Source organism: Gordonibacter sp. An230, assembly GCF_002159915.1.
In the GTDB taxonomy this organism is placed as follows: Bacteria; Actinomycetota; Coriobacteriia; order Coriobacteriales; family Eggerthellaceae; genus Rubneribacter.
This window is the reverse complement of record NZ_NFJP01000016.1, coordinates 13,056-27,323: the sequence shown is the minus strand read 5'-3', so window position 1 is coordinate 27,323 and position 14,268 is coordinate 13,056. Positions and strand designations below refer to the sequence as shown.

Sequence of the window (14,268 nt, the reverse complement as noted above, 5' to 3'; positions counted from 1 at the left end):
TGGCACATCGCGCGCAAAAGAGAACGGACCGCCCGAAGGCGGCCCGCAACGCGCGAACAGACGGACAGGCCTATTTCTTCGCCCAGGAGCGACGGCCCATCGGCACGATGAACAAGCTCATGACCACGATGAGCACATAGAACACGATGATCATCCAGAACGCGCCGTTGTAGCTTCCGGTGATATCGAAGATCTGCGCGTAGATGAGCGCCGCAAAACCGGAGAACACGTTCAATGCCGTAGCCACCATCGAATAGATGTCGGTGAAGCTCTTCTGGCCGAACGCGTCGCTGCACAGCATGGGAGGAACGGTGGACAACGCCGAGTACCCCACGCCGAACAGCGCGACGCCCACATAGAACAACATAGCGTTGCCTCCAGCGAAAAAGCAGATCAGAACGCCGATAGCGCCAAGCGCGCCCGCCGTGACTCCCGCGATACGCGAGCCGAAGCGGTCGCACATCCAACCCAGGCCGAACTTGCCGACGATGCCGCCCACCATAGCGATGGACACGGCCATGGCGCCTACCGCGGCGCCCAGTTCGGGCATCGTTGAGCAGTAGCGGGACAACTGCTGCACGAACGACGCCGAGATCACGAAGAACCCGGCGACGACCATCAGCATGTACAGCGCGGGGTTCTTGCGCGCCTCGGCGGGCGTGCAACCGGTCTTCTTGCTGGGATCGGCAACGGCAGACTCGGACGCATTCGGGTCGTAGCCGAACGGCTTCAAACCCATGGATTCCGGGCTGGGGCGCAACAGGGCGGCCGTCAGCACGACGGAGATCACGGTGCAGGCGACGCTGATGATGATGCGCGCCTGCTGCCAGCCCATCGAGGATATCCACGTTTGGATGACCGGGCTCATGATGGCGGCCAAAATGGAGATGAACGCGCCACAGAAGCCGATCACGAACCCGTTGTGCTTCACGAACCAACGGTTCACCATGGTGGGAACCGCGATGTACATGAAGAACGCGGCGCTGATGCCGTAGATCACACCGTAGCAGTGCCACATCCACGGTTCGGTGAACCACGCGCACGCCAAAGACGACAGGCCGAACGCAAGCGAGCTAAGGGTGAGCACCCAGCGGGGATTGCACCTGCTCAAAACCTTGCCCGCAAGCGGTGTGAACAGAGCCGCCACCCATGGCTGAATGGACATGTACAGCGTGGCCTCCGTCTGAGACCATCCGAACTGCTCCATCACCGGCGTGGTGAACAGCCCGGCCTGGTTTCCGACCAAACCCACGGGAACGGCGTAGAACGCGATGCAGGCGATCGCCGTCGCGATCGCGTACGTGCTTCCTTTCGCCTGAGTGTTTGTCATAGTGCCTCCTTCATCGAACGCAGAATCCCCAACGTCTTCACGATGAGCAAAATGCATGCCATCGTGAAGATGCCCGAAGATTCCCTGCCTTGCCCTCGACGACAGGGAGACGACCCCGAAGCGGGCGCTCCGAAGCCGACCCCGGCGCCCTGCACGCTACTCGCCTTCGCGCAACACCCCCTTCTCGTACAAAAGATCGACCTCCTCCTCCGAATAGCCGAACTCCTCCATGATGTCCTTGGTGTCGGCATCGTACTTCGCCCCGCCGCGCACGATCTGCCCCGGATGCTTCTTGAAGCGGGGAATCATGTTCACCTGCTTGATCGTCTTCTGCGTGATTTCGTCGTAGCAGTCGATAAACACCTCGCGCGCCTGGTAGTGTGGGTCGGAAAGCATCATCTCGTAGGTCATGTGAGGGCTCACCGCCACGCCCATCTGGCCGAATATTTCGTTGACCTCGGAAACCGTATGCTCCTCGCACCAGCTGTCCAGAGCGGCGCGGAACTTCGCGGCGCGGTCGGGCAGCGGCTCGTCGAGGCTCTTGCAGCCGGGTTTGCGCGTGATCGACGGGTAGGTGCCGAGCGGCTGGAAGTCGGGATCGTCGGCGAACCCGAAGAACTCGACCAGCTTCTTCACCGGGCCGGCGCCGCCCACGGCCACCTGGCAGTAGCCGTCCTTGCACTTCTGCGCGCCGGCGCAGGCGCCCACCAAGTCCTCGTTGCCCAGACGCGGCGGCTGGATGCCATGGTTGATGCCGTCGGACAGCGTGGCGCCCTGCAAGCGAACGAGCGCCTCGAACTGGCAGCAGTCGATGGACTCGCCCTCGCCCGTCTCGCGCGCGCGGATGACGGCGGCCAGCGTGGCCCACGCGCCCATGAGGCCCGTCATGAAGTCGCCTGTGAAGGGCTTCGTCACGCTGGGCGGGCTGTCCGGGAAGCCGTTGAGGTTCGAGTAGCCCGAGAACGCCTGACCGATGGGGTCGAACGACGCGCGGCTCACGTAGGAGGGATCCCCCCAGTTGCCGAAGCCGGAGATATGCAGGATGACGAGCGCCGGATTCGCCTCCCACAGCACCTCGTCGGTGAGCCCCCACTTCTCCCAGGTGCCGCCCTTCGACGACTCGACCAGCACGTCGGCCCACTTCACCATCCGCAGCAGGATCTCCTTGCCCTCGGGCGAGGGAATGTTGAGCGTCATCATGCGCTGGTTGCGGCGATCCACCGACCAGGCGTCGCCGTACATGCGATACATGTCGGGAGCGACCGTACTCTCCAACTCGATGACGTCCGCGCCCTGCTCGGCGAACAGCTCGCACACGAACGGCGCAGCGATGACAGCGCCGGCGTTGAGCACCTTCAAGTTCTGCAAATTGCCGAACTTGGGACGGTCCGATGACTTCATATGCCTACCTCCTCGCATCTTGATCCCTTGTGTCGCGCGTCGCCCGCTCCTTCCGCGAAACGACAACGTCCTCGCCCTCCCCTTTAGCAACTACCGTGCCAGCCTTTCGGCCGAAAGCGCCCGACGCCTTCGCAGCGCCCTCGCCCACCGCCCGCCCCGTATCCGCACCAACCCCAATCGAGCACGCTTCTGTTGATTCCCTGCGCACGCTGCAAACGCAGACGTTTTTCCGTATGCTGCACCCGAGAGGATCGGAGACGGACAGAGGTCGGAGGCGGGTCGCATGATCATCGGGATCACTACCACGCATTCGGTGGAGGAGCAGAAGGACGAACGCGTGACCGTGGAGCGCGTCACGGTGGAGTACGTGCGCTGCGTAGCCGCAGCCGGAGGCACGCCGGTGCTGCTTCCCCCGATCGACGGCGGCGACGAGGCGAACGAAGCCGCAGCGCGCGAGATGATCGAGCGGGTGGACGCGCTCGTGCTTTCGGGCGGCGGCGACGTGGATCCTCGGCGCTACGGCGACGCGGCGCGCCTTCCCGAAACCGTCCAGGTGTCGGCAAACCGCGACGCACTCGAGCTGGAGCTCGTTCGCACGGCGCACGAGCACGACCTGCCCGTACTGGGCATTTGCCGAGGCATGCAGGTGATGAACGTCGCGCTGGGCGGCACGCTCTATCAAGACGTTCGCGCCTGCGGGATCACCGCGATCGACCATCGGCAGAGGCCGCCCTACGATATGGCGCACCAGCGCATCGACGTCGCGTCCGGCACCCTGCTCGAACGCGTGCTGTGCGGTGGAACAGGCGACGGGGCAACTCCAGGCTGCAAGGTCGGATGGCCAGCTGATCTCGAAACAGGACGCGAAACGGCCGATGATCGCTCGCTGCTCGCGAACTCGATGCATCACCAAGCGGTGGCTGCGATAGCGCCCGGATTGCTCGCGTCAGCGGTAAGTGACGACGGGCTCGTGGAAGCGCTCGAGGATCCGACCCGTCGCTTCTTCCTCGGCGTGCAATGGCACCCTGAGTATCTCGCCGATCACGTGCCGCTGTTCCGCGCCCTGATCGACGCCGCGCGATAGCGCGCCCACGCGCCACGAAAACGCCGCCGGAAAGGCGCCGCAGCGAGAAGGGTGAGAAACGCGCAATCGACGGCAGAAACGGCAAAGGCGGCAAAGAACACCACGCTCTTCCGAATCGTGCGCGGACTCGCAACGCGCGGAGCGCAGAACCCCACCGCCGCTCTCCGCGTGCGTCCGGTGACGACCTCTGCCTGCAACGACAAGTGCCCCGCCCCTCGAAAAGGGGCGGGGCACTTTTCCTAGCGCGTCCGCCCATCGAACGGACGGACGCGCCAAAACCGCAGGCACAGGAGCGAAGCGGCTACTTGCGCGAGAATTTGCGCCGCAGGGATGCGAACATGACCGCCAAGCCGCCTGCCGCACCGAGGGCTGCGGCTCCGGCCACGGCACCGGCCGCATCCCCAGTGGGTGCCAAAGCCGTCGAACCGTCATCGTCGGAAGGTAGCGGGATGGCCTCGCCTTGCCCAGGGTAGATGATGGTGCCGTCGGGCAGCACTTTGGAGCCAGCCGGAACCTCGAAGGTGCCGTCGGGGCGCACCACAGTGCCACCGCCGGAAAGCGTCACCGAGCCGTCAGGGTTCAGTCGGGAGGCCTCCCCTTCGGGCAGCAGCACCGCCACATCGTCGTTTCCGCCAAGCTGGCCGTCCTGGCCCGGCAAGTCGATCCGCCCGCCGGCCGGGATGTCAGCCGAACCGTCGGGATGCACCACCGTGCCTCCGGACACGAGAGCCCCGCCGCTGTGCGGGCCGTCCACCGTGCCGCCGCCGGGCAGGGTCACCGAGCCGTCGGGGCCGACGGTCGCACCGCCCTCGCCGGGAATCACCGTCACATCGTCGACGTCGCCCAGCTGACCGTTCTCGCCAGGTAGCGAGATCTGCCCGCTTTCGGGCACCGAAACCGAGCCGTCGGGACCGATATGCGAGCCCCCGGGAAGCGTCACCTTTGCGTCGTCGCCACCACCAATCTGTCCATCCCCTCCAGGAAGCGTCACCTCGCCTCCGCCGGGCAGATCGATGCCTCCGTCAGATGCCGCCTGGGAATCATCGGGCACGATCACCTCCACATCGTCTTCCGTGCCGAGCTGACCGTCATCGCCGGGAAGCGTGATCGGCCCGTCAGGCAGCACGACGGTAAGCGTGCCGGTCATATACTTGATGCTGTAGTTGCTGTTGGCCGCGCCGCTCGGAGCGATCTCGAACGTCTGTCCCGCTTTGGCGGTGTCTTTGCTGTACGCGTCTTCCACCGCGCATACGATGGACTCGCCCAAAGACTCCCCTTCGAGTAGCCCCTCGTCACCCATCGCTCCTTGAATGGTGTAGCCAAGTTCGGGCAGATCGCCGCCCGCCGCCACCTCGGCATCGTCGGCCGTCACCGTGACAGGACGCTTGGCTATCCCACCTTGCACTTCGCCCGAAACGGCAGTCATGCCGTCGGGCAGCTGGTACCATTGTGCGTCGGCACCGGAAAACGCCAGATCGGCGACATTGACAGTTTTGGTTCCCGCATTCTTGTCGGAGAACGAGAACGTGCCGCCGAGGGAGACCTCGTCACCTTGCAGCGCGCCCCCGAACGAGAGCGCCAACGTGCCCCCATCCAGCACATCAGTCGTACCGTCATACACTTTCGAAGCATCGCCTGTAAGCGCCACATCGCTCACGACCTGGGGATTCACCGTGATGACGAGGCTCTGCTCGGCCTCCGCCATGTCGTCATCGCCCGCCAGCACCACCTTCAGCGTGTTCTTGCCCGGGGATAGCATCTGCTTCACATCTTGGGTGTCGAAGGAGAACGTACTCTCGACGCCGCGACGCACCTCAGTAGAGGAGCACAGCGCCTCGCCCTCTGCATTGCAGATGGTCATCGTAAGCGACTCGCCATCGTCGTCGGCAGCCCGCGCACCCGGCAGGGACGGCTCTTCGCCCGCAGCAACCTCGCCCGTGGCGTTCGCCGTCGCCTTGATGACAATGGTGTCACCATAAGTGAACTCGCTACGCGGGCTCCCGTCTTCATCGTAAGCCTTCGCCTCGATGGCCGATTGCGACTGCACCACGGTCAGCGTGCCGTCCTCGATGGGCTCCTTCACCGTGTAGTCGGGGTTCACCTCATCGGGGTGCTCCACTCTCGCGACAATGGGGATGGCGCCCACGCCGGACGTCTCCTTGTCGTAGGCGCACGTAACCGTTATGGGGCTGGTGGTGCCTTTGGCCAGCTTATCCCCGTTGAACAGCCCCTCGACATCGTATTGCAACATGGGTAGGTCGGCGCCCACGGCAATCGTCGCATCTTCCAGCATCACCGTTGCCTCAGCGGGATTGATGGTGAAGGGGACTTCCACCTCGCCCGTGTAAAAGCCGCCCTCTTGGGACTTCACCGTAACGAAGGGGTGAACCTCAGCGCCCTTGTCGGCCGCATGGAGGTTGTTCTGGTAGCCATCAGCCTCAATGATGCAGTCTTTTGCGATATCGAGCAAAGGATCAGCGTTTTCAGCCTTGGCCACGGCAGGCGTCTGCCCAGCACCGTTGTAAGTCACGTCGGCAATAGAGAACATGCCAGCATCCAGCGTGCGCGCAGAAAGCCTGAACGAATTCGTCTCGCTCTCCACGTCGGCAACGCTGCCGTTCGACGCGTAGTGGACGGTGATCCGATCTTCCTCTCCAACCGGAACAATGCGCTTCGAGGTGTCGTATTCCAGCTCGCATGTGCCGTCGTCAGCCATCTGCACGGGATCGGAGATCGGCGTGGAGTTGTAATACAGTGTCATCGTGCCAGGAGTGGCCTCTTCGACCGCAAGAGCGGCGCTCGCCTGCTGCCCCTCGTCGGCCTGCCCGTCGTTCGCCAGCGCGAGTTTCGCCTTCACCGTGATGACATCGCCGAACGTAAACTCAGTCGACTCCGCACCGCTATCGTTGTAGGTGCCGATGGACTCGAACTCCGCCCTACCCTCAACAACGGTCAGCATGCCCTGTTGCGGGGTGATGTCGTAGTTGTCAGCCTTGGCCGATACCGTGATGGGGAGCTCTTGGCCGGCAGCGGTTTCGCCCGGCCGGTAATCGACGGCGCCGATCTGCACTTCCTTCAGCACGCTCTCATTGTCGGAGCCTTTGAAGCCCATTCCCGAGTACGTGTATGCAGGCTCGTCGCCAAAAGCGACCGAGACGTCGTTGGCTGCAAGCGTGAGCGGAGCCTTGGCGATGGTGAAGGGAACTTCCACCGGGACGGACACGACCGGATCGCCATCTTCGCCCGAACCCGTGGTGGGCGTGGCGTAGTTGCGCTTGCCGCTGATAACGGCGGTGGCCGTGCCAGCATTCACGTTGTTTCTATATTCGACCGTGAAGTCGTCGGTGGTCAGAAAAGGCTCGTCCTCCGAAGGGGAAACCACAGGCTCTTGCCCCTCGGCATCGTATATGACGCTCTCGATGTCGCTGAACATGTCGGCAGTCAACGTTTTTGGCTTGAATGTAACCTTGCAATCAATCCATGTGGGCGCGTACACGCTCTCCGTATTGTCATCATTATTCTGCTGCTCGACCAGAGCGCGGAACTCGTACACCCCGCCGGAAGCCACATCAAGGACGGTGTTCTCTTCGACCTTCTTCCAATTTTCACCCCAATACGAGCTTTGCTTGCCGGGATCGCGATACCACAGCTCTACCATGGGACTCGACTGGTCGGGTTGAATGGCCTCGGCCCCTTCGATCAAGCTTAAAAGCTGGTCGCCATAGGTCAACTGCATGGAGTCGCCATGTTCGAATTGAGGGCACGTGACCGTACCGCGCGGCTTGATGATGAACCCGTATTCTTCCTTATCGGCTTCAACGTTGGCAGCCACGCCATAACCATCGGCGACATTGCTCCTGTACACCTGCCTATATCCTATGCAACTAAAATTATTTTCGTCTTTGCAGGCGAACTTGCCGCCTTTCAGGCCATTTGCCGGGGCTATCTTGCCGACGCTGTTAAATTTGAAGCGGCCTCCCGTGATCTCGACGCTTTCAGATGCACTGCCTTTACCAGGGTGCCCGCCGCCGATCGCCGACCCACCGCCGATGTCCTTCACGCTCACATCTAAATCGCCACCGGTGATGGTGATGTTGTTTCCACCCCCCTGCCCGCCGCCGCCGATAGCAGCCGCCTTGCCTGTGGCCGATGCCTTGATGGTGCCGCCGGTGATGGTGATGTTGCGCGCACTAGAAAACGCCCCGGCGCCTCCGATGCCGGCACCAGTATGCCCTCCGATGGCGTTGACGGTGCCGCCAGTGATGGTGATGTTTTCTCCTGTAGGGAAGGACGGACTACCATCTCTTTCCTTGCCCGCGCCAATGCCAGCTCCAACGCCGTTCGAATAGCTCGGGCCGCCACCGTTGCCGGTAGACTGCGCCGTGACGGTGCCGCCGTTGATGGTGATGTTCTTGCCGCTAGCGTTCGAGCCACCGCCAATGCCCGCGCCACCATTCTTGCCGTTCGCCACGATAGTGCCGCCATTGATGGTGATGTTCTTGCCCTCGGCGTCTGAGCTTCCGCCGATGCCTGCACCGCCCTTGCCATCCGTACCGGACGTGAAACCACCCGTCGCCTCAAGCGAGCCGCCTCCATCGATCTCAAGGACTCCCGTCGGCTCAACCTGCAAACCCGCTTGGCCACGGCCATTCCACACGCCGCCCTTGAGGAAGTTCGAGCCCACCAGCGTGACCTTGCCCGTGCCATCCTGCACTTTCAGACCGGGCAGCTGGGCCCCGCTCTGGTCGATGCTCACATCGCTCAATGTAAGCTCTACGTTGCCCTTCGCAACAAGAGAGCACGTGGTTGTGCTGGAGACACCCTGCTTCATGGAGACGGTGAACTTCTTGAACTCATCCGTTGTCGAGCCCACATGCCCGATGTAAAGAGTGTTGCTCTCGAATCTGTAATCAACGCCCTCAACCGGTTGCGCGTCGGCGCCCGTCAGCACGAAGTCGCCCACCGTAACGGAGTTCGCCGCACGAGCAGCCTGCGCCGCAGGAGAGGAAGCAGCGACCTCCGCCCACGCGTTTTCCACCCCCGCTCCGATGGCAGGGACAGCAGTCAAAGCCACCGTCGTGGCAACCGCTATCGCGGGAATGCGCGCAGGAACGTGCTTCATTTAAACTCTCCCATCTCCTGTAATCCCACTCTCTCGCAAAACAAAATAAGCACTCATCTACTAACAATACCCCCCCCCCAGCCAAAAATTCAAGTCCAACTTTTGCGAACGTGCGATTTCTCCACGTCATCGCCAACGAAAACAAGGCCCTGACCACCACGCAACAGGAGAACGGGGCATGAAAGGGGAAGCTTTGCCGCACGCACGAGGCAGAGCGTTCGACCGCATCCGCACTCTCCCTAAAGAAGAAGCGCCGCCGGCAAGGTCGAAGGCACCCCCTTTTTTCGGACGAGAGGCACATGCCTCGCATGAAGCAAATCGCAAGGGGAAGCGAAACGTTCTCGCCCAACACGTCCGCCCATCAGCCGGCCACATGCCTCTCGCTCATCCTCCGATGCCCTTTGCATGCGCTACCCGCAGCCTCCAAAGGCCAGCATCTCGCTGCGTCCGCCTACAAGACACTCGTTGTTTAGCGAACGCCTTCCGCAAACACCCTTCCCACGCCCTCGCAACCAAAGACGACCGCGAGGCCGAGCTGCGCAGGGTTTCGGAAAATAACCGCGCGAGCAAGCCCTCGCGAATGACGCTGTAGGGGTGCCGGCAAGACGGGCTCCTCCATGGATGCGCCGGACGTGCCGGCGGGCAATCGTCTTTTTCCTGCAGGGGCATCCACAAGACCCCCTCCCCGTTGAGGCGTCGGGAGAGCCCTATCAAAAAAACCCGATCATGTATCGAAAATGACCACGATGCGCTGCGCTCCTCGACACGGATGAAACCTCTCAGCGAGAAACGCCTCTTCATCGGATCACGAACGAATGTTTCACGTGAAACATTTCGGCGACGCTCGTGCGGCGCACCTTCTCTTTGACGAGACGAAACAGCACGCCCTTATTTCAACGGAAAGAGAGCCTTGCGTTTACGCGCGTTGGGCGAGGGCTTTTTTCGCCCAACGCGTCCGATGCCGAGCGCGCGGCACTTCGCCGCCCTGTGCGCCTCGCATCCGCACCCCGTACCGCCGCATGCAGAGCCCTCCTTCGCCCCACGCACGCACGATGCTGAGCGGCGACGTGCTGTCGTCTGCCTGGCAGTCGCCCGCCCCTCGCCCCACGCGCATCCAATACCGAGCGAACCGAGGAGGCGGCGACACGCGAGGTGGCCGAGCTTTCGCCCTGCGCGCCCGATGCCGAGCGCTTCACACGCCAGCACAGGGCGCCTCGGCGGCCACGTGCTCCGCCGTCTCGGCGGCGACCGAGCGCTTCACACACCAGCGCAGGGCGCCTCCGTAGCCGACCCTTCGTCCACCGCGCCCGATGCCGAGCGCCCCACTTTGTGGAAGTCGCAGCCACGCCCTCTCTCGCAGGACGGGCGGTGCTATAATCAAATTAGTTTGACTATCTAATCATTTGCAGGACGGAGCAATATGGGCAGCACGATCATCGGATGCGGGAAATGTCTCCCTGCGCTGGAGGTCAAAAACGACGAGCTCAAAGCACTCGTCGATACGAATGACGAATGGATCAGCACGCGCACAGGCATCAAATCCCGCCGTATCGCCGTCGCCGAGACGAACTCCGACCTAGCCGAGACCGCAGCCCGCCAAGCCTTGGGCTGGATCGACGGAGGCCACGCCGAGCGACGCATCGACCCCGACGAGATCGACCTCGTCATCTGCGCCACCATCACACCCGACGTCGTATCGCCTTCCGAAGCCGGCATTCTACGCCGCCGCCTTGGCCTTTCAAACGCCATCGCCTTCGACTTGAACGCAGCATGTTCGGGTTTCGTCTACGGCCTCGCAATGGCCGAGTCGATGATGGCCGCTGCGGCACCTTCCGTCGTTGGCGCCGCCGGGCGCAGCCCCGTGCGCCACGCCCTCGTGGTGGGAGCCGAACGCCTCACCCGCCTCACCGATTGGTCCGATCGCAACACCTGCGTGCTGTTCGGAGACGGCGCGGGTGCGGCCGTGCTAGAATGGAGCGAAGAACGCCGCGGCATTCTGAGCAGCTTCATCGTCAACGAAGACGACGAATCCAACGCCCTTACCTGTGCAAACGCCTACGACGCTTCACAGCCCTTCGACGCGCACGGCGTCTCTCTCGACGCGGCGGCCGCAGGAGATCCGGGCCTCGCGCGCATCGACGAGGAGCTTGCCATCGACGAAGCCGTCGCCGAAGGCAGGCCGCGCCAAGTGCTGCGCATGAACGGCCCCAAAGTGTTCAAGTTCGCCTCGGAGGCCATGACCGTAGCCATCCGCACCGCGCTTCAACGCGCGAACCTCACTCTCGACGACGTGGCCTGCATCGTTCCCCATCAGGCCAACGAGCGCATCATCAAATACGCTGCGAAGAAGCTCGAATGCCCCCTCGACCTCTTCCAACTCTCCATCGCGAACGCCGGCAATTCATCGGCCGCAAGCGTTCCCATGGCTCTTGCCGATGCTTACGCAAGCGGTCGCATCCGTCGCGGCGACAAGGTCGTGCTCGTCGCGTTCGGCGGCGGCTTCACCTCCGGTGCCGTGGTGTACGAGGCCTAACGAGCCTGCATCTTTCATACGTCGGGCTCAGATTGGCGAACCGAAGAACCGTCAATCCGAGCCCACGCTGATCGCAGCATTGCCCTCGCGCATCGCCAATAGCAAGCGCGTTTTACCGTCTTGGAAGCGCGCGTTTGACAGCACGTGCGCACACAACCGCCGCCACTGCCTTCATGACATCGGGAATCGCAAAAGGCGCAATGGTCACAGCGAATGCGGCAGCTAGATCGACGCCCACCACTGCCGCGTATTGCACGCACCCGCACAGGTACGACACCGCGATAAACACGAGGCACGCGCACAGATCAACGGCAAACGCTCGCGTTCCCGCCATGCGCGCGAGCGCAGCACGCAGCGCAAGCGCCGCACCCACTCCAAGAAGATAGCCCCACAAATAGCCCCCTGTCGGGCCGAGAAGCATCCCTATCCCCCCGCGCATGCCCGAGAACAACGGCAGCCCCAGCGTGCCCAGCAGCACGTATCCCGTTATCGCGACCATGCATTCGCGCGGAGAGAGCACGAGGATGGCAAACGAGATCGCGAACATCTGCAAGGTGAGCAGAACCGGCCCCAGCGGCACGGATACCCACGCCGAAACGCCCATGATCGCAATCGTCAAGCCTACGAACGCAATCGAGCGAGTCCGCGATGCCGAGCCCGTCCGTCTTGCCCTCCCACGCATCTCCCGAGCCGCCGCGTTCGCGCCTGCAGCAGACGCCTGCGCACCCACCTCGCTCGCGCCCGCCGCCGCTTCGGCGCCAGTTGCCTTCATCGGCCCCTCGCCCATGCGCACCCCTTTCCACAATGGCCGTCAAACAGCCTCGCAGTATAGAGAAGTCCGTGGATTCACGTAACCCGCGGACTTCTCATAGGGTGACAATGTATGCGATGAGCGCGGGGAACGCCTTCGGGAAGAGCCGCCGAAGCCTTCGCTCCCACTCGCATCCGCGCACCGAAAGCGAGCGACCGCGCAGCGCGTCCTACGCGCGACACAACCCCACACGGCACTCTCCGGCGACGAAGGCTCGCACCACCGCCCCGCTCCCCAAGCCGCGACCCGCGCCGTAAGGCTCCGCGACCGCGCCCGGCGGCCTCGCAGAAAGCCTGGGACATCCCAACCCCGACCGAGGACGGCGGCTGCGCTAGAACCGCGCCTTCAACTCTCCTTGCTCGAGTTTGCGCAAGCGCCCCACCTCCACCACCACGAACACTGCCGTGGTGAAAATGGCCAGGAAGTCGGCTGCCGGCGTGGCAAAATACAGCGCATCAAGGCTGGTGAACTGAGGAAACCAGCCGGGAAGCAGCATCGGCAGCACCAACAGCAACGGAATGAGGAACAGTATCTGGCGCGTCAGCGACAGGAAGACGGACTTCAACGGCTGTCCTGTAGCCTGGAAATAGTTCGAGCCCACTATCTGGAAGCCCACGAGCGGCAGCATGAACAGCTGCACCTTGAGCGCGAACACCGTGAAATCGCGCAATGAATCGCTCGTGATGCCGAAGAACCCGACAATCTGGTTGGGAAACAGGTGCACGAGCGACCACAGCACCACCGCGATGCCGGTCGCTCCCAGGCTGCCGCACCACAGCGTCTTCTTCACGCGCCCGAACAAATGCGCGCCGTAATTGAAACCAAGCAGCGGCTGGATGGCGATCGACACGCCGATGAGCGGCAGCACGGTGAACATAGCCACGCGCTGCACCACACCGATGGACGCAAGCGCTCCCTCGGCGCCCAACGCGCTTTCCGCACCGTACATGTTCAGCAGGTTGTTCAACACGAAGTTCACCACGGCCATGCCCGCCTGCACGGCGAAGCTGGCAAGGCCGAGCGAGAGGATGAGCCTCACCGTGCGCGCATGCAAGCGCAAAAAGCGCGCGTGCAGCTTCATGGGCACGTTTTTCGTAACGGTGAAGTACCACAGAACCGTAGCGCACGAAAGGGCTTGACCGCACACCGTCGCCAACGCGCTGCCTTGCACGCCCCACCCCAGAACCATCACGAACAGGAAGTTGAACACGGTGCACGACACGGCGCCTATCACCATGGTGCCGAGCGCGCGGTTCGGCGCACCGGACGTTCGGATAAAGTTGTTCACGCCCATGCCGATGCACTGAAACACGAAGCCCAAAGAGATGATCTGGATGAACGCTTGCGCATACTCCCAGTCTTCAGGCGTTGCCCCCGAAACGCTCAGCAGCATGTCGATACATGCGGGAATGTGCGCAACCACGGCTACGATCACCGCGAACACGATAGCCAGGCACACGGTGTTGCCCAGGCTGCGCTCGGCCTCCTCGCGATTGCCCTCGCCCATGCGCAACGCGGCCAACGCGTTGCCGCCGTTGCCAACGAGCATGGCGATGGCCATGAACACCGTCATGATGGGCATCGCCACCGTGGCAGTGGCCAGGCCGATCTCGCCCATGGCCTGACCGAGGAACACGGAGTCGATAACGTTGTACGCACCGTTCACCAGCATGCCGAGAATGGACGGTATGGCGAACTCCACGATGAGGCGCGGAATAGACGCCGTGCCCATCCGGCCCACCTTGTCATCGCGCCCAGGATGCTGCGAACCTCCCCCGGCAGGAGCCTGCGCACGAGAGGCTGCTTCTGTCGGCACCGAAGCGCAATTCTTACGTTCTCCCAGTTCATGTGTATGATTCGTAGTCGTTGCTGCCATACCTTCGCCGCTGCCTTTCCTCTTATGCCTTTTTGCGGAACGATATATTGTAACCCCCAATTCCCCCGATACCACCCATTTTTAGCATATTCACCACATATGGAAAGAATC

The 14,268-nt window shown here is 62.8% G+C and carries 7 protein-coding genes; 2 read left to right on the top strand and 5 right to left on the bottom strand.

What is annotated here, in order from left to right:
* Positions 1–70: 70 nt before the first annotated feature.
* Positions 71–1,330, bottom strand: a complete 1,260-nt coding sequence (locus B5F40_RS09505; protein ID WP_087194100.1) for an MFS transporter — start codon at positions 1,328–1,330, stop codon at positions 71–73.
* 156 nt (positions 1,331–1,486) lie between these two features.
* A complete protein-coding gene (locus B5F40_RS09500; RefSeq protein WP_087194099.1) occupies positions 1,487–2,731 on the bottom strand; it encodes a CoA transferase in 1,245 nt (414 codons plus the stop codon).
* Between the two features lie 283 nt (positions 2,732–3,014).
* On the opposite strand from B5F40_RS09500, the gene B5F40_RS09495 reads away from it, so the two are divergent.
* The gene (locus B5F40_RS09495) at positions 3,015–3,815 is read left to right on the top strand and encodes a gamma-glutamyl-gamma-aminobutyrate hydrolase family protein (protein WP_087194098.1); all 801 of its coding nucleotides are present in this window, start codon (positions 3,015–3,017) and stop codon (positions 3,813–3,815) included.
* Between the two features lie 301 nt (positions 3,816–4,116).
* Here B5F40_RS09495 and B5F40_RS09485 read toward each other — a convergent pair whose 3' ends face one another.
* Positions 4,117–8,937, bottom strand: a complete 4,821-nt coding sequence (locus B5F40_RS09485; protein WP_087194096.1) for an MBG domain-containing protein — start codon at positions 8,935–8,937, stop codon at positions 4,117–4,119.
* A gap of 1,420 nt (positions 8,938–10,357) precedes the next feature.
* Here B5F40_RS09485 and B5F40_RS09480 point away from each other — a divergent pair.
* A complete protein-coding gene (locus B5F40_RS09480) occupies positions 10,358–11,470 on the top strand; it encodes a beta-ketoacyl-ACP synthase III (RefSeq protein ID WP_087194095.1) in 1,113 nt (370 codons plus the stop codon).
* A gap of 112 nt (positions 11,471–11,582) precedes the next feature.
* On the opposite strand, the gene B5F40_RS09475 is transcribed toward B5F40_RS09480, so the two are convergent.
* Entirely contained in the window at positions 11,583–12,257 is a 675-nt protein-coding gene (locus B5F40_RS09475) for a biotin transporter BioY (RefSeq protein ID WP_239442985.1), read from the bottom strand.
* Between the two features lie 355 nt (positions 12,258–12,612).
* Positions 12,613–14,013 (bottom strand): MATE family efflux transporter, encoded by a 1,401-nt coding sequence (locus tag B5F40_RS09470; protein WP_239442984.1) that lies wholly within the window; start codon positions 14,011–14,013, stop codon positions 12,613–12,615.
* Between the last annotated feature and the right edge of the window lie 255 nt (positions 14,014–14,268).

What these genes read in the sequence shown, in the direction of transcription:
- B5F40_RS09480 (WP_087194095.1), top strand. Translation starts at nt 10,358, where the DNA reads ATGGGCAGCACGATCATCGGATGCGGGAAATGTCTCCCTGCGCTGGAG.
- B5F40_RS09485 (WP_087194096.1), bottom strand. Translation starts at nt 8,937, where the DNA reads ATGAAGCACGTTCCTGCGCGCATTCCCGCGATAGCGGTTGCCACGACG.
- B5F40_RS09470 (WP_239442984.1), bottom strand. Translation starts at nt 14,013, where the DNA reads ATGGGCACGGCGTCTATTCCGCGCCTCATCGTGGAGTTCGCCATACCG.
- B5F40_RS09500 (WP_087194099.1), bottom strand. Translation starts at nt 2,731, where the DNA reads ATGAAGTCATCGGACCGTCCCAAGTTCGGCAATTTGCAGAACTTGAAG.
- B5F40_RS09505 (WP_087194100.1), bottom strand. Translation starts at nt 1,330, where the DNA reads ATGACAAACACTCAGGCGAAAGGAAGCACGTACGCGATCGCGACGGCG.
- B5F40_RS09495 (WP_087194098.1), top strand. Translation starts at nt 3,015, where the DNA reads ATGATCATCGGGATCACTACCACGCATTCGGTGGAGGAGCAGAAGGAC.
- B5F40_RS09475 (WP_239442985.1), bottom strand. Translation starts at nt 12,257, where the DNA reads ATGGGCGAGGGGCCGATGAAGGCAACTGGCGCCGAAGCGGCGGCGGGC.